Here is a 16976-nt window from a genome sequence, read left to right on the forward strand (position 1 = left end):
GCCCCGCCGAGTCATTCGCCGCAGGCATCATGGAGATGCTCATGGCGTACGAGGATCTGCGCCCTCACCGCGACCGCGGGTCGATCGGCGAGCGGGACGTCGGCCTGATCGATGGCTTCAACCACGCCCTGCGCAACCTAGCCTCCGGCTACGCATGGCACCCGGACTACCGGGACGAGTTTGAACCCACCGGCATCGAGGCTCACATCATCCACGTACTCAAGGACGGCGCTGTCACCTCCACCGCGACGGGAAAGGAGACAGCCACGCAACGGGGCGATTACCCGCGCGGCCACACCGTCAACGAGCGCGTCAAGCACTGGTTCAACCCAGCCGGGTTGAGCAGCAACGGCGGCCCAGTTTCCGCGCAGGGCATGCGAGCCAGCGGTGCAACCGACCTCGCCGACCGGGGGCAGCAACGAGGACCTGAAGGAAGCGGGCCGGTGGGCGAAGGGCTCGCCCATCCCACGGCGCGTGTACGTACGGCCCGTGAGGAGAGCCGAGCGCGCCCCGTTCGCCAACGTACCAATGTACGGTCGGTACACCACCGGTGCACGGGGCGGCATACGCGGCAACCAGGAGACCGGCACACTGCTCTACCAGTTCATCGCCGACCGGCTTGACCAGCGGATGCGTAACGGCTTCCGCCAGGGTGGGCGGGACGCCGGCCGTGCATACGCCGACGAGCTGGGGCACTGTCATGCGCCTACACCGACAGCTCACCGAGGCTGCGCATGCCGGGCAGGCAGACGAGGAAGCCGAGTTCCTGCGGCAGCTCACCAAGCGGGCCGCAGCCTGGAGCGACGACCACGGCTATCCCCCAACCACCAATACCTAGCAAGCCAGTCCACCCTCGAACGCCAACTCAAGGGCCCTCAGCACGAACACCACCAGCCGCACCGCACTCGTCCGCCCATTCGCCAACTGCACGGTCGAGCCTCGGTATTAGGGGCCAGCGCCTGACCGCTGCTGGATGTGCAGCCTGAGGCCCACGAGCAGGCGAGGCCGGGCCCATGCGGGACCCGGCCTGCCACAAACGAGGGGATCAGTGGTTGGTGCCCGATGCCCAGACCGCGCGGCTGCCGTCATAGATGACGACGTTGCCGTCGTCCTGTATCACCAGGCGTGAGCCCGGGTGACCTTCGGTGTTGGAGGCCCACACCGGATGCCCGGAACGGGTGTAGACGACGAAGTTGCCGTCCCCCTGGAAGTTGGCGGTCCATCCCTGGCCGACGGTATTGGAGGCCCAGCGGGCCCGGTTGAACTCGTCGTAGATGACGAGATTGCCGTCGGACTGCATCACGAGTCGGGCCGTGTTGGAGCTGACCGACTGATCGTGGTTGAGGGTGAAGGGCGCGTAGCGCGTCTGGTCGGAGAAGGCTCCCATCGTCGCTGTCTTGCCAGTGGCGGCGGAGGGGGTGTGGTTCGAGGGTGCCGCGCTCGCCTGTCCGACGAGTGTCAGGCTGGCGATTGCGGCGGTTGCGAGGAGCGTGATGACTCTCTTCCCCACGAGCGAACTCCTTGAGTCAGGCAGTTCATCAATCAGTGCCTCGGTCGGGCACCGCCCCCGGACAGTGGCATCAGGGCCGCGACGGAAGGGTCCACTCCGTACCCATATGACGTGTTCGTGCCACTCTTTGACCTGAACTCGCGGGCGTGAACTGTCAGGGGCGACCAGTCGGCTGGCCCACGGTCGTCCGGAGCCGCCTGCCCGGGATCGCTCCCCGGCCGGAGCCCGTCGGCCGCCTCGCGCCGGTCGATCTCTCCCTCGGCGGCGACACGGAACTCGCCCGGACCTCCCGCACCTTCCACGAGAACTCCAAGATCCGCGCCGCGTTCCGCACGCTTCCCCCGGTCGACGTCGACTATGACCGTCTCCCAGAGGGCTGGGCTGGTCCTGACTGGTACTACGGCCCTCAGAAGGCAGGGGCGGAGCGAGCGTCGATGGCAGCGTGGGGAAGAGCTCGTTGCCATCCCCTGCCGGTCTCGGTCACGCCAGGGGTCGGCAATGGGGCAAGCGTGCCCTCGTCGCGAGCGATTCTCAGGCGCACTGGACGTGCGGCGGCAGACCGGTGTGTCGACATGACGCACCGCCAGAAAGGTCAGCATTGGGTCAGCAATGGGATTACTACACCCTCCCGCACAAGGTCACACACTGGGCAACAGATCTCCTCCCGCGCACCGGGAGTGAGCGACTCCGCACCATGTCGATCGGCCACCTCCAGAGCCGAGTTCCGCGCTCCCCACAGGTCGGGCTGATCGCACAAATGCGCAGATCACCGCACCCGACCCCGCGCTTTCAGGGGCACTGCCGACAGCTCCGGCGCCGGGATCGGCCCCCGTCGCACCCCTTCACCTCACCGAAGCGCGACCCCGTCATCCAGTCCGAACGGGCCTGCTGGATGTCCTCGTTGGAGCGGCCGATGAAGTTCCACCACATACCAAACGCATCGCTGCCTTCCACAGGTCAGGCGCGCCTTGGTCCCTCAGCTGTCAGCAAAACGTCAGCATCGGACCTGGGGAGTCGAAGAGAGCATGGCCACCAAGACCCTCGCCCACGGCATGGGCACCTTCTTCAAGGACTGCACCCGCCCTGAGGCGAAGTGGCCGAAGTGTCCCCACCTGTACAAGATCCAATTTCGTGACACCGCTGGGAAACAGCGCGTTGAGTCCGGGTTCGAGACTGACACGGCAGCGATCACACGTTTGACGGATATCTACAACGCGAAGAGGGCAGCCCCAGCCAGGCGAGCAAGGCGGCTCGGATAGCGAAGTACGGGGCGATGCGGCTTGGGGAGTACGCAGCTGAGTGGCGTGACAGCCAGCGGCATCTGGAGGTTTCCTCGCTGAGGCATCTGGACTCGCTGCTGGAGCACCACGTCTTTCCGGCGTTGGAGAGCCGGCGGATGGACTCGTTCGACCACAAGGTGGTGGACGGGTTCATCAAGACGATGGAGCGCAACGGTGCCGGTCTGGCCACGCAGCCCAACGCCTTCGACAAGCTCAAGTCGATCCTGCTCGATGCCCACCGGCTGGGGATCTACGAGGCCAGGCCCCTGGCGGGCGTGAAGCCACCGCAGTACGACCCAGCCAAGGCCGTCATCCCCTCGCCCGCCCAGTTGGCCGGGATACGGACCGCCGGCGACGACACTTTCCTGTTGATCTCAGATCTGATGAGCGGCTGCGGAATGCGTAACGGCGAGGCCGCGGCAGTGAACGTCCGCAGCATCGTGGCCAACGACGTCTATCGAATCACCGAGCAGGTCAACCAGACCACCCACCAGTACGCGCGCCTCAAGCATCGCAAAGTCGGGGAATACCGGGACGGAACGTTCCCCTGCCGGCCCGCACCCGGCAGTCCATCGACTGGTACGCCGACAAGTACGGCGCAGTCGACGGCTATCTACTGCGCCACCCCCTGGACCCCGGCAAGCCCTTCCCTTACTACTACCTAGGCAACAAGTGGCAGCGCATCAAGAAGGCCGGTGAGGTGGACATTCCCGACGGGATGGTTCTGTACGGATTCCGGCACTTCTTCGCGTCCAACTGCCTCAACCAGGGCATCCCGATCACCCACGTCGCCGAGTGGATGGGACACAAGAGTCTGGACATCACGTTCAAGATCTACAGACACCTCATGCCCGGCTCGATCGGCAAAGCGGCCAAGCTCCTCGACCTCGGACTCACCACGTAAATCGTTTCAGCCCTCGCTAAGACCGTGTCCTATGTGGTGGGGCGGGGTAGGACCTCAATATGGGGCAGGGGGCGTGGAGTTGGATTGTTCCGGACGGGTTGCGGGAGATCGCGAAGCCGTTGATTCCGCCGTCCAAGGTGCGGCCTCAGGACGGCGGAACTCAGGAGCCCCAGTCGGCGGTGCGCAACGAAGACGGTTCGTTCCAGCTGTTCCGCATAGGGGACGCGGTGGCAAGCAGAGATGTCCATGCCGCGATGCCGGATGCCGCCCGCCTCTGCCGAACGATCTGAAACTCGTCGGCGGGCGGCGGGTGAGACAGGTGCCGCGCGCCCGCCGAGGCGACGCCGATCCGGAGGGGCGTCGCATTGTAGGCGGTCAACGGCCCTCGAACCTCTGGCATTTCCCGCAGTCTTTCGTGATGAGGATGGGGGCGCGCGGCGGCTCGGGCCGATGACGGACAGCCCGCGACTCCCACCGGGACGGCCCCGCGGAACAGCCCTGCGGGGAAAGTCTTGTTGGCGAAGATCGAGGTACTATCAGCGTGTTTGACAACCAGCAGAACCAGCATCTGTCGCGGCGCCGTCTGCTCGGAATGGCAGCGCTCAGTAGCGCCGCCGCCGCCGGAATGACCACGATCTCCGCCGCCCCGCGTGCCGCGGCCGCCGAAAAGCGGAGTCCGCAGGCCGACAGCGGCTCGTTCGTACCCGCCGTGGTGATCGGTACGGGATACGGCGCCGCGGTATCCGCGCTGCGGCTCGGCGAGGCCGGGATTCCGACGCTCATGCTCGAAATGGGCCAGCTGTGGAACAAGCCCGCGGACGACGGCAACGTCTTCTGCGGAATGCTCACGCCCGACCGCCGGTCGAGCTGGTTCAAGTCGCGCACCGAGGCCCCGTTGGGCTCGTTCCTGTGGCTGGATGTGATCAACCGGGACATCACCCCGTATGCGGGAGTGCTGGACAAGGTGCACTTCGACCAGATGTCGGTGTACGTGGGGCGGGGTGTCGGCGGCGGCTCGCTGGTCAACGGTGGCATGGCCGTCGTACCGAAGCGCGCGTACTTCGAGGAGGTGCTGCCACACGTGGACGCCTCGCAGATGTACGAGCGGTACTTCCCGCGCGCCAACTCCATGCTCAAGGTGAACCACATCGACCAGGGCTGGTTCGAGAAGACGGAGTGGTACAAGTTCGCGCGGGTCTCGCGTGAACAGGCGGGCAAGGCGGGCCTGAGCACCACCTTCGTCCCCAACGTCTACGACTTCGGCCACATGCGACGCGAGGACGCCGGTGAGGTGCCCAAGTCCGCGCTGGCGGGCGAGGTCATCTACGGCAACAACCACGGCAAACAGAGCCTGGACAAGACCTACTTGGCCGCCGCGCTCGGCACCGGCAAGGTCACCATCGAGACCCTGCACCAGGTCAAGGCGATCCGTCAGCAGCCGGACGGCAGCTATGTTCTGTCCGTGGACCAGATCGACGCCGACGGCAAGACCGTCGCCGGCAAGGAGATCGCCTGTGGCCATCTGTTCCTCGGCGCCGGCAGTCTCGGCTCCACCGAGCTGCTGGTGCGCGCCCGGGACACCGGTGCGCTGCCCGAGCTCAACTCCGAGGTCGGCGCGGGCTGGGGCCCCAACGGCAACATCATGACCGGCCGGGCCAACCACGTCTGGAACCCCACCGGTGCTCACCAGTCGTCGATTCCCGCCCTGGGCATCGACGACTGGAACAACCCCGCCGCCCCGGTCTTCGCGGAGATCGCGCCGATGCCGGCCGGCCTGGAGACCTGGGTCAGTCTCTATCTGGCGATCACCAAGAACCCCGAGCGCGGCACCTTCGTCTACGACAAGGCCAGCGACCGGGCGGTGCTGCGCTGGACCCGGGACCAGAACAGGCCCGCGGTCGACGCCGCGAGGTCGCTCTTCGACCGGATCAACAAGGCGAACACGACGATGTACCGCTACGACTTGTTCGGGCCGCAGCTGAAGAACTTCTCCGACGACTTCTGCTACCACCCGCTCGGCGGCTGCGTCCTGGGCAAGGCCACCGACGGGTACGGCCGGGTCGCCGGCTACCGCAACCTCTATGTCACGGACGGCGCGCTCATCCCGGGGTCCATCGGAGTCAACCCCTTCGTGACCATCACGGCCCTGGCCGAGCGGAACATCGAGCGGATCATCGCGGAGGACGTCAAGACCGCGTCCTGAACGCTCCGCTGGAATGGCGGTCCGTTCGCTGCGGGTCGTCCGCGGCCGATCGCGCGGTTCCCGTGCCCCTTCGCGGGGCGCGATACCGCAGCGGGCCGATGCGCCGCCGCATGGCAGGGGTTCGCAGCCCACCATGCGGCGTTCGCGGTGGCGGAGGTCCCGCGTACGCCGGCACCTTGCCGCGCCGGTCTCCGGCACCGCACCCGGTCTCCGCCTCCGGTACGGCATCCGGCAGTCGGTTCGCCCCGCCCCGAAATGCCGGACGGGTTCTACGGATTTTCCGGTGGGCGGCGTGAGATCAAAGGGGGGTGCGGCCAGTCGATCCGCACGAGGGGGTGCTCGCCGAACCCCATCCGTCCGCGTGAAAGGGAATCCATGGAATCCGCCCGACGGCCGATCCTCTTCGTCAGTCTTCCGGAGAGCGGGTTGGCCAATCCACTGCTCGTGCTCGCCGAAGAGCTCTCCCGTCAGAACGTTCCGGATCTCTGGTTCGCCACCGACGAGCCCCGGCGCGAGGATGTGAAGCGGATATCGGTCGGGTCCGAGGTTGAGTTCGCCTCGCTGGGTGAGGTGGTCACCGAGTTGTCGGCGGTGACGTGGGACGACGCGGTCTATCGCGAGATCACTCAGCCCTCGCGATTCAAGGCGCATCGCGCGGTGATCCGGCAGTCCTACAAGCCGGGGCGGCACGAGGAGAAGTTCCGTAAGCTGGCGACCATTGTCGACGAGGTGCGGCCGGCGCTGATGGTCATCGACTGCATCAGTTCTTTCGGGATCGAGTTGGCGATTTCTCGGAAGATTCCGTTCGTGCTGAGTGTGCCGTTCGTGCCGAGCAATGTGCTGACGGCGTTCACTCCCTTCTCCAAGGGCTACACGCCGGGGGACTTCCCCGTACCGCACACGGGGCTGCCGCACCCGATGACACCCGCCCAGCGGATGAGCAACGCGCTCTTCAAGTGGCGGACGCTGGCGATGTTCTGCACGCCGCGGATGGGCAAGGTGGTCGCGGAGGACAACCAGCGGCGGAAGGCGCACGGGCTCGGGCCGCTCAGTCCGATGGCGCGCATCGAGCACGCCGATCTGGTGCTGTGCAATTCGATCGCCGAGCTGGACTATACCTTCGACATTCCGGAGAAGGTGCGGCTGGTCGGTGCGATGGTGCCGCCGTTGCCGGAAGCATCACAGGACGACGTTCTCTCGCAATGGCTGGATGAGCAGTCCTCGGTCGTCTATGTGGGGTTCGGGACGATCACCCGGCTCACCCAGCACCAGGTCAATTCCATGGTGGAGGTCACCCGTCGGCTTGAGGGTCGGCATCAGGTGCTGTGGAAGCTGCCGTCGGAGCAGCAGCATCTGCTGCCGCCGAAGGAGTCCTTGCCGGCGAATCTCCGTATCGAGAACTGGGTGCCCTCGCAGTTGGACGTGCTGGCCCATCCGAACGTGAAGGTGTTCTTCACCCACGGTGGCGGCAACGGCTACAACGAGGGCGTGTATTTCGGCAAGCCGCTCGTGGTCCGGCCGTTGTGGGTGGACTGCTACGACCAGGCCGTCCGCGGCCGGGACTTCGGTATCAGTCTGACCCTCGACCGGCCTCGGGACATCGATGTCGACGACGTGCTCGACAAGCTCACGCGGGTGCTTCAGACCCCTTCCTTCCATGAGAACGCGAAGCGGCTCGGTGCCCTGCAGCGTGCGGCCGGCGGCCGGGAGACCGCTGCCGAGCTGATCCTCGGGCATTCGGCCCTGGCTCCGGCTCCGGCGTAAGGCCGCGCGCACCCACATACGTACCAGGACCACGAGGAAGACCAGGAAGAGGCAGCGGATGTCTTTCAAGTACCCGGTTTCCAGGCCCGCTCTGGACGGCAGGGAGTTGGAGTATCTGACCACCACCGTCGAGGACGGCTGGATATCTTCTCAGGGCCCGATGGTCCAGAGGTTCGAGCGTGCCTTCGCCGAATACAACGGGATCGCGCACGGCGTTTCCTGTTCGTCGGGGACGGCGGCGCTCACGCTCGCGCTGCGGGCATTGGGAATCGGCCCGGGTGATGAGGTCATCGTCCCGGAGTTCACGATGATCGCTTCGGCGTGGGCGGTCACCTATACCGGTGCGACGCCCGTGTTCGTGGACTGCGGGGACGATCTCAACATCGATGTCACCCGCATCGAGGAGAAGATCACGGCGCGTACGAAGGCCGTGATGCCCGTTCATATCTATGGCAGGCGTTGCGATATGGACGCCGTGATGGATATTGCGTACCAGTACAACCTGCGGGTTGTGGAGGACAGTGCCGAGGCCCACGGCATCCGTCCGGTCGGGGACATCGCGTGCTATTCACTGTTCGCCAACAAGATCATTACGGCGGGTGAGGGCGGCATCTGCCTCACCGATGACCCCAAGCTGGCCGGGCAACTGGCGCACCTGCGGGCCATGGCCTTCACCAAGGACCACAGCTTCCTGCACAAGAAGGTCGCCTACAACTTCCGCATGACGGCCATGCAGGCCGCCATTGCGCTCGCCCAGGTCGAGCGGATCGATGACATCCTCGAAACCCGGCGGGAGATCGAGCGGCGTTATGACGAGGGCCTTGCCGGCGTTCCTGGTATCACGTTGATGCCGCCGAGGGACGTGTTGTGGATGTACGACCTGCGGGCCGAGCGCCGTGCGGAGCTACGGGAGTTCCTGGCCGGTGAGTCGATCGAGACTCGGCTGTTCTTCAAGCCGATGAGCCAACAGCCCATGTACTTCCATCCCGACTGGCCCTCGCTCAAGGCACATGCGTTTGCCGAGGACGGGCTGTATCTGCCCACCCACACCGAACTCACGGCCGCCGACCAGGACTTCGTCATCGACAGGGTCCGCGCGTTCTACGGCGCCAGCTGACGGACCGTTCGAGAGGGGATACCGACCCATGACGCACACAGGCCCGGCCGTGCCGCGGACCTGCCCGGCCTCGGCCCAGGCAGGTCCGGCCACGGACACGACGGATTCGCCGATGGTCGAATTTCCGCTGCGCCAACCCGGCGTGCCGTTCCCACCACCCCATTACGCCGACTACCGCGACCAGCAGGGGCTGGTCCTCTCGCACCTGCCCGACGGCAAGCGGGTGTGGCTGGTCACCCGGCACGAGGACGTTCGCGCCGTACTGACCAACCCCAAGATCAGCTCCAACCCCGAGCACGAGGGATTCCCCAACGTCGGGGAGACCGTGGGAGTGCCCAAGCAGGATCAGATCCCGGGCTGGTTCGTGGGGATGGACTCCCCCGACCACGACCGGTTCCGCAAGGCCCTGATCCCGGAGTTCACCGTGCGGCGGGTACGGGCGATGCGGCCCGCGATCGAACGCACGGTGGAGGCGCGCCTGGACGAGATGCTGGCCGCGGGCAACACCGCGGACCTCGTCGCCGACTTCGCGCTGCCCATCCCCTCTCTGGTGATCTCCTCGCTGCTCGGAGTGCCGCCCACGGACCGTGAGTTCTTCGAGTCCAGGACCCGCGTCCTGGTCTCCCTCCGCAACTCCACCGAAGAGCAGCGCAAGACGGCCGGCAAGGAACTGCTGCGCTACATCAACCGACTGATCTCCATCAAGGAGAAGTGGCCCGGCGACGACCTGGTGAGCCGACTGCTGGCCAACGGCGTCATCGCCCCCCATGAGCTGTCGGGCGTGCTGATGCTGCTGCTCATCGCCGGCCACGAGACCACGGCCAACAACATCGCGCTCGGCGTGGTCACCCTGCTGACGCACCCCCAGTGGATCAATGACGAGCGGGCCGTGGAGGAGACGCTGCGCTTCCACTCCGTCGCCGACCTGGTGTCCCTGCGGGTGGCGGTCGAGGACGTGGAGATCGCCGGCCAGCTCATCAAGGCGGGCGAAGGCATCGTGCCGCTGGTCGCCGCGGCCAACCACGACGAGTCCGTCTTCGAATGCCCCCACACGTTCGACCCCTCCCGGTCCGCCCGCAGTCACGTGGCCTTCGGCTACGGCGTGCACCAGTGCCTGGGGCAGAACCTGGTGCGGATCGAGATGGAGGTCGCCTACCGGAAGCTCTTCGAGCGCATCCCCAACCTCCAACTCGCCACACCGGTCGAGGGGTTGAGCATCAAGTACGACAGCGTGCTCTACGGGCTGCACGAGCTTCCGGTCCGCTGGTAGCCGCCCGGCCCGTCCGTCCGGGGCGCGTGCCACCGACCACCGGGCGGGCCCACCTTCACCGCAGGAGAGACCAGGAGAGACATCGATATGCGTATCACCGTTGCCCCCGACCGCTGTGTGGGGGCGGGCCAGTGCGTGCTGAACGCGCCCGCGCTCTTCGACCAGGACGATGACGGACTCGTCACCCTCCTCGCCGACCCGACCGCCGACCAGGAGACCACGGCCCGACTGGCGGGTGCCCTGTGCCCGTCCCGGGCCATCACCGTGCACGAGGGCTGAGGCCCGACCGGGGCAGGAGCCCGGCTCCGCACCCCGGCGTTGTCCCCCCACCAGACGAGAGTGCTTGAGACCCGGGAGTGATGGTGCCCGTCCACACAGATGACTACGTGATCCAGCCGCCCACCGACGCGGCGGAGGTACTGGGCGGCTACACGCTGTCCGATGTGTTCGAGGCCGCCGTGGGATCCGCTCCCGACTCCGTGGCCGTCGTCGACGGGGACCGCTCGTGGACGTGGACACAGTGGCGAGCGGACGTCGACGCGCTGGCCCGCGGTCTGCAGGAGTCGGGCGTCGCGCCCGGCGACGTGGTGGCGGTGCAGCTGCCGAACTGCTGGGAGTTTCAGACCCTGCACCTGGCCGTCGCGGCCGTCGGAGCGGTGCTGCTGCCCGTCCACCAGGGCACCACGGCCTCCGAGGTCCATGCGCTGCTGACCCGGGCGGAACCCGTCCTGTTCGTTCTGTCGGCCTCCGGGAGCGAGAGTGCCGCGACGTCCCGTTCGCTCGTGGAGAGCGTGCCGTCACTGCGCGGCGTGCTGCTGACCGGGGCATCGCAGGAGGCGTGTCAGGAGACGGGTGCCGAGTCGCTGGACGGGCTGCTGGCGGCCTGGGCGGGCAGCGGGCCCCGGCCGGTGGACGTCACCCCTGACCAGCCGCTCGTCCTGATCGCCTCGTCCGGGACGACGTCGGCACGGCCCAAGCTGTGTGTGCACAGCCACGACGGTCTGCTGTCGAACACCGCCGCCGTCACCGCCGAGGCCGCCGACGCCTTCGACGGAACGGTCCTCACGACCTGCCCGATGACCCACCTGTTCGGTCTCCAAGCCATGCACGCGGCGCTGTTCGCCGCCTGCGGGCAGGTGCTGCTCACCGGCTGGGACACGGACCGCTTCCTGGGACTGGCGCGGGAGCACGACCCCCGGGTCGTCTTCGCGGTACCCGCCCAGCTGCGGGATGTCGTCGGCAAGCTAGCCAGGACGGGCGAGCCGGCGGGCTTCGCGCCGCACCAGGTGCGTACGGCGGGGGCCGCCCTGGCGCCCGCGATCGCCGCTCAGGTACGCGGCGTCCTCGACTGCGAACTGGTCGTGGTGTGGGGCATGTCCGAGATCGGCACCGGCTCCTGCACCCGGGCCCAGGACCCCGACGGCAGCGTGGGCCGGCCGGTCCCCGGTGCGGACGTGCGGGTCGTCGACGAGAACGGCGAGGTGTGTGCGGCGGGCGAGAGCGGTGAACTTCAGTACCGGGCACCCGGGATGTTCCGCGGCTATTTCCGCGAGCCGGAGCTGACGCGCTCGGCCCTCACCGAGGACGGCTGGCTGCGGACCGGCGATCTCGCGGCCGTCGGCGCCGACGGAGTGGTGACCCTGCACGGCCGGACCGCCGAACTGATCAACACCGGCGGCCGGAAGTTCAGCGCCGCCGAGGTCGAGGGAGTGCTCGCGGGTCTTGCGGGTCTGGGCCCGCTGGCCGTGGCCGGCGCACCGGACGACCGGCTCGGGGAGTACCCGTGCCTGATCGTGACGGACCACGCGGACCGCACGATCGGCCTGACCGAAGTGACCGCGTTCCTGCACCGGCTGGGCCTCGCCGACCACAAGATCCCCCTCGAACTTCTCACCGTGCCCGAGCTTCCCCTCTCCCCCGCCGGGAAGCTCGACCGCCGGGCGCTCCATGGGCTGCTCACCGGCCTTGAGGAGGTGTCCGTCCCGGCCCGGCTCGGCGCGATCCCGCCGTACACGGTCGAGGAGGCGCTGGACCTCGTGCGCGACTGCGTCGGCCGGTTGCTCGGGAAGGACGGCACGTCCGTCCCGTTCTCCCCCGAGGCCGACTTCCGGCAGCTCGGCCTCGACTCCATCCTCGCGGTACGGCTGCGGAATCTGCTCCGGGAGGAGACCGGGCTCCTGCTCCCGACCACGCTGGCCTTCGACCACCCCACCCCGCGGGCCGTCGCGCGGCTCCTGGCCGAGCGGGAGGAGCCGACCCGGGAAGAGCCGCGTCGGACCTCGCCGGACGATGCCGACCCGGTGGCCATCATCGGCATGGCCTGCCGGCTGCCGGGCGGAGCCGGCTCCCCCGAGGCCCTGTGGGAGCTGCTCACCGACGGGGCCGACGCCATGTCCCCCTTCCCGGAGGACCGTGGCTGGGACCTGGACCGGCTCTTCGACGAGGATCCCGACCAACCGGGCACCACCTACGCCCGTGAAGGCGGCTTCCTGCGCGACGCGGGCGACTTCGACGCGGGCTTCTTCGGCCTGTCCGACATGGAAGCGACGGCGATCGATCCCCAGCAGCGGCTGCTCCTGGAAGCGGCCTGGGAGACTTTCGAGCGGGCAGGCATCGCCCCGGAGTCGTTGCGGGGGACCCGTACCGGTGTGTTCGCCGGCGCGATGGACCGCGGCTACGGCGCCCACGCGTCCGCCACGCCCAACGCATGGGAAAGCATGCTCACCACCGGGACCGCCGGTAGCGCGACCTCGGGGCGCATCGCCTACACCTACGGGCTCGAAGGCCCCACGATGACGGTCGACACCGCCTCCTCCTCGTCCCTCGTCGCCCTGCACCTGGCCTGCCGGTCCCTGCGGTCCGGCGAGACCGACCTGGCGCTGGCCGGCGGCGTCACCGTCATGGCGACCCCGACGCCCTTCACACACTTCTCCCGGTTGCGCGCGCTCTCCCCCGACGCCCGCGCCATGCCGTACTCCGACTCCGCGAACGGCTCCGCGTGGGCGGAGGGCGCGGGGCTGCTGCTGCTGGAGCGGCTGAGCGACGCCCGGCGCAACGGACACCGCGTCATGGCGCTCGTACGGGGATCCGCCGTGAATCAGGACGGCGCCTCCAACGGGCTCACCGCGCCGAGTGGGCCCGCACAGCAACGCGTCATCCGCCAGGCCCTGGCCGACGCCGGGCTGACGCCGCAGGACGTGGACGCCCTGGAAGGGCACGGCACCGGCACGCCCCTCGGCGACCCCATCGAAGTCCAGGCACTACTGGCCACGTACGGCCAACAGCGCCCCGTGGACCAGCCGTTGTGGCTGGGGTCGGTGAAGTCGAACATCGGGCACACCCAGGCCGCCGCCGGTGTCGTCGGGGTCATCAAGTCGGTTCTCGCACTGCACCACGGCGTCCTGCCGCGGACGCTGCACGCGGACACCCCCTCGGCCGAGGTGGACTGGTCCGCCGGTGCGGTACGGCTGCTGACCGAGGCTCAGCCCTGGCCACGGGAGAGCGGACGCACGCGCCGGGCGGGGGTGTCCTCGTTCGGGCTCACCGGGACCAATGCGCACGTGATCCTGGAGGAGGCGCCGGGCGAGTCCCCGGAGGAGGCGCGGGGTGCGTCCGGGCCGGCGCGGGTCCCGGAGCCGGCCGACGACCCGGCCGCGCCCTGGGTGCTGTCCGCCCGGAGCCGGGCGGCGCTGCGCGCACAGGCACAACGCCTGGCCGAGCACGTGACGGCCCACCCGGACCTGCGCGCCCAGGACGTCGCCCACGCCCTGACCACCACCCGCAACCTGCACCGGCACCGGGCCGTCGTCACCGGCTCCGACCGGACGCAACTCCTTTCCGCAGCGGCGGAATTCGGGCGTGGCGAGCGCGCCCCCGGCGTCATCCTGCACGATGCCGCGCCGGGCGGACTGGCCTTCGCCTTCCCCGGGCAGGGTGGCCAGCACACCGGCATGGGACACGCGGCGGCCGCGGCTTTCCCCGCCTTCGGGCAGGCCCTGCACGAGGTGTGCGCCACGGTGGATCCCCTGCTGGCGCTGCCGCTGACCTCGGTGATGTGGGCGGCTCCCGGCTCCGAAGAGGCAGCCCTCCTCGACGACACCACCTACACCCAGCCCGCGCTGTTCGCCATCCAGGTGGCCCTGTACCGGCTGTTCGAGTCCTGGGGCCTGGTCCCCGATCACCTGGTGGGGCACTCGTTCGGCGAGATCTCCGCCGCCCACGTCGCCGGTGTGCTCTCCCTCCAGGACGCGTGCACCCTGGTGGCGGCCCGCGGCAGGCTCATGGCCGCGCTGCCGCCCGGTGGCGGGACGGTGGCGGTACGCATCACCGAGGACGAAGTGATGCCGTGGCTGGCGGAGTTGAGTGACTGCATATCGATCGCTGCCGTCAACGGGCCGAACTCCGTCGTGCTCTCGGGCGCCGAGGCCCCCCTCATGGCGCTCACCGACCGGCTCCGCGCCGCCGGTCACAAGACCCGGCGGATCGCGGTGAAGGTCGCGGCCCATTCGCCGCTGATGGGCCCCATGCTGGAGGAGTACCGCGCGGTCGCCCGCGGGCTGTCCTACGCCGCGCCTGCCGTTCGGGTCGTCTCCACCGTCACCGGCCGCCCGTTGACCACCGAGGAGGCACTCGACCCGGACCACTGGGTGCGGCACGTGCGGCAGTCCGTACGCTTCGAGGACGCGATCGGCCTGCTACGGGACGAGCGCGTCACCGGGTTCCTGGAGCTGGGTGCCGATCCGACGCTCACGCCGATGATCGACGAGTGCATGGAGTCGGCCGCCCCGCAGACCGGGGCCGCCGTGGTGCCGAGCCTGCGCGCCGGAGTGTCGGAACGGCACGCCCTGCTCGCCGCAGTCGCCCGGATGCACGCCCATGGCGCTCCCGTCGACTGGGACGCGGTGCTGCCCGGGGCCCGGCCCGTGCCGCTGCCGACGTACGCGTTCCAGCGGCGGCGGTTCTGGCTGGCGTCGACTCCTGCGGGACCGACGGGCCTGGCTGCCTACGGAGGCGTCGTGGATGCCGCAGGTGTCGGGGGTGCCCCGGTCGGTATGGGCGGGACGGCGGCCGGTGAAGAGCCGTCGGGGCTGGACGCCCGCCTGTCCGGCCTCGACGAGGCCGCGCAGAACGCACTCGTGCTGGCCCTGGTTCTCGACGAGACCTCGGCCGTGCTCGGCGGCCAGGAGATGCGTGGCGAGGAGGGCAATCGCACGTTCAAGGAGCTGGGCATCGACTCGGTGAACGCGGTCGAACTGCGCAACCGCCTCATCGCGGCCGCGGACATGCGACTGCCGGCCACGCTCGTGTACGACTTCCCCACCCCGAATGCGGTGGTCCGGCTCGTACGTGAGCGCAGCACGGCGCGGCCCGCCTCCCCCGTGCGCGATGTGGAGTCGATCGTGGCCGAGTTGGAGGACCTGCTCATGACCGGCACGGAGGTCTCGGAGGAGACGGTGGCACGCCTGAAGGCGGTGGCGGCCGCGACGGTGGGGGCCGGCGGTGGTACGGGCGACGGCCCCGGTGGGGCACTGGACCTGGCATCGGCCAGCGACGAGGAACTGTTCCAGCTGATGGACGCGGAGAGCTGACGGTCGAGGTGCGGGCCTTCTCCGAAGCCCCCGCACCCACCCGTAGGCAAGCGGGCCGCGCACGCCGGGGAGCCCGGCGTGCGCGGCCCGCTTGCCTACGGGGCCCGACACACTGCGCCAACACTAGAAAATCCCGCATCATTTCGGGCCATAAAGTCCCGTCATGAACTCCCATTCCACGGCGGCGGTGCAAGCCGCCCGCCACCTCGCCGTATCGTTCGTGGCCGCCGTGTCGGCGGTGGGGCTCACCGCGCCCCACGCCTCGGCCGAGCCCCTCGCCGCGCCCGCCGGAACAGCGCCCCGGCACGCGCCGCAGACATCACTCACCGCACCCGGCATTCCGTTCACCGACGCCAAGGTCACCCAGCGGCCGGACGGCTCGTTCGCCGTGTCCTGGAAGGCACCCGCGGCCGGTTCGGTCACCGTCTACGTCGGGGACAGGGTCGTGGCCTACGGCGGCGCCGAGGCCGACGTCACCGTACGTGGACTGCCCCCCGCCGACCGGCAGTGGTTCCGCCTCGTCCCCGACCAGGGCGACCCTCTCACCCTCGCCGACCGCTCGTTACACCTGGAGGGCGCGCCCAACTTCCGCGACGCGGGCGGCCACCGCACCGCCGACGGCCGGTGGGTGAAGATGGGCGTGCTGTACCGCACCAACGACCTGCACGCGCTCACCGACGCCGACCTGGCCAAGCTCCAGCGCCTGGGCATCCGTACGGACGTCGACCTGCGCATGCCGGGCGAACGCGCCGAGGACCCCGACCGCGTGCCCGCGGGCGCACGCTATATCGCCGCCGATGTCTTCGGCGGCGACGTCAAGCGTGAAATGCCCGCCACGGCCGCCGCGTCCGAGCGGATGATGACCCGCTCCTACCGGTGGCTCGTCTCCAGGCCCTCCGCGCTCGACGCCTATCGTTCGCTGTTCAGTCTCGCCAACGCCCCCCGCTCCTCCCCGCTGGCCTACCACTGCGAGGGTGGCAAGGACCGTACGGGCTGGGCCACCGCCGCCCTGCTCACGGCCCTGGGCGTGGACCGCGACACGGTCCTGCGGGACTACCTGGCCACCAACGACTACCTCGCGGCGCGGAACGCCGCCACCCTCGCCGAGCAGACCCCCGAGATGGCCGCCCGCCTCAAGCCGATCCTGGACGCCAGGGCCGAGTACCTGAACACCTCCTTCGACGAGGTCAAGGCCCGCTTCGGCGCCTTCGACACCTATCTCCAGGACGGACTGGGCCTGAGCAGGCAGGCCCTGGAGCGACTGCGGGAGACCCTGCTCGTCGACTGACCGGCCGACTCGTCGACTGGTCGGCCTGCCGGCCGAGAAGCCCTGACGGACT

General features: G+C 69.0%; 12 protein-coding genes and 2 pseudogenes. 12 read left to right on the forward strand and 2 right to left on the reverse strand.

Features of this window, described 5'->3' with window-relative positions:
* The first annotated feature begins 41 nt into the window (after positions 1–41).
* Together OHA17_RS03855 and OHA17_RS03860 are read left to right on the forward strand one after the other, a co-directional pair.
* A complete protein-coding gene (locus OHA17_RS03855; RefSeq protein WP_406504043.1) occupies positions 42–623 on the forward strand; it encodes a hypothetical protein in 582 nt (193 codons plus the stop codon).
* 77 nt (positions 624–700) lie between these two features.
* On the forward strand, positions 701–838 hold the full coding sequence (locus OHA17_RS03860) for a hypothetical protein (protein WP_406504044.1): 138 nt from the start codon (positions 701–703) through the stop codon (positions 836–838).
* Between the two features lie 207 nt (positions 839–1045).
* Here OHA17_RS03860 and OHA17_RS03865 read toward each other — a convergent pair whose 3' ends face one another.
* Both OHA17_RS03865 and OHA17_RS03870 read right to left on the reverse strand, forming a co-directional pair.
* Positions 1046–1510, reverse strand: a complete 465-nt coding sequence (locus OHA17_RS03865) for a hypothetical protein (protein WP_406504046.1) — start codon at positions 1508–1510, stop codon at positions 1046–1048.
* A gap of 766 nt (positions 1511–2276) precedes the next feature.
* Positions 2277–2440 (reverse strand): annotated as a pseudogene (locus OHA17_RS03870) (pirin family protein); the annotation flags it as partial.
* A 343-nt stretch (positions 2441–2783) separates the two neighbouring features.
* On the opposite strand from OHA17_RS03870, the gene OHA17_RS03875 reads away from it, so the two are divergent.
* The 10 genes and pseudogenes from OHA17_RS03875 to OHA17_RS03920 all read left to right on the forward strand — a co-directional run bounded on the left by OHA17_RS03875 (position 2784) and on the right by OHA17_RS03920 (position 16924).
* Entirely contained in the window at positions 2784–3455 is a 672-nt protein-coding gene (locus OHA17_RS03875) for a hypothetical protein (protein WP_406504047.1), read from the forward strand.
* The gene (locus OHA17_RS03880) at positions 3419–3694 is read left to right on the forward strand and encodes a tyrosine-type recombinase/integrase (RefSeq protein ID WP_406510625.1); all 276 of its coding nucleotides are present in this window, start codon (positions 3419–3421) and stop codon (positions 3692–3694) included. Before OHA17_RS03875 ends, OHA17_RS03880 begins: the two co-directional genes overlap by 37 nt.
* Positions 3695–3753: 59 nt before the next feature.
* A pseudogene (locus OHA17_RS03885) lies at positions 3754–3861 on the forward strand (IS5/IS1182 family transposase); the annotation flags it as partial.
* Positions 3862–4286: 425 nt separating this feature from the next.
* The gene (locus tag OHA17_RS03890; protein WP_406510626.1) at positions 4287–5897 is read left to right on the forward strand and encodes a GMC oxidoreductase; all 1611 of its coding nucleotides are present in this window, start codon (positions 4287–4289) and stop codon (positions 5895–5897) included.
* Between the two features lie 375 nt (positions 5898–6272).
* A complete protein-coding gene (locus OHA17_RS03895; protein WP_406504049.1) occupies positions 6273–7661 on the forward strand; it encodes a glycosyltransferase in 1389 nt (462 codons plus the stop codon).
* 58 nt (positions 7662–7719) lie between these two features.
* Positions 7720–8778, forward strand: coding sequence for a DegT/DnrJ/EryC1/StrS family aminotransferase (locus OHA17_RS03900; protein ID WP_406504051.1), 1059 nt, complete (start codon positions 7720–7722; stop codon positions 8776–8778).
* A 112-nt stretch (positions 8779–8890) separates the two neighbouring features.
* Positions 8891–10048, forward strand: a complete 1158-nt coding sequence (locus OHA17_RS03905) for a cytochrome P450 (RefSeq protein ID WP_406510627.1) — start codon at positions 8891–8893, stop codon at positions 10046–10048.
* An 87-nt stretch (positions 10049–10135) separates the two neighbouring features.
* The gene (locus OHA17_RS03910; protein ID WP_053723824.1) at positions 10136–10327 is read left to right on the forward strand and encodes a ferredoxin; all 192 of its coding nucleotides are present in this window, start codon (positions 10136–10138) and stop codon (positions 10325–10327) included.
* An 80-nt stretch (positions 10328–10407) separates the two neighbouring features.
* Positions 10408–15636 (forward strand): beta-ketoacyl synthase N-terminal-like domain-containing protein, encoded by a 5229-nt coding sequence (locus tag OHA17_RS03915; protein ID WP_406504054.1) that lies wholly within the window; start codon positions 10408–10410, stop codon positions 15634–15636.
* A gap of 163 nt (positions 15637–15799) precedes the next feature.
* Positions 15800–16924, forward strand: a complete 1125-nt coding sequence (locus OHA17_RS03920; protein WP_406504056.1) for a tyrosine-protein phosphatase — start codon at positions 15800–15802, stop codon at positions 16922–16924.
* Positions 16925–16976: the final 52 nt, after the last annotated feature.

Origin of the sequence: Streptomyces sp. NBC_00212 (genome assembly GCF_045206365.1) — a bacterium.
Lineage (GTDB): Bacteria > Actinomycetota > Actinomycetes > Streptomycetales > Streptomycetaceae > Streptomyces.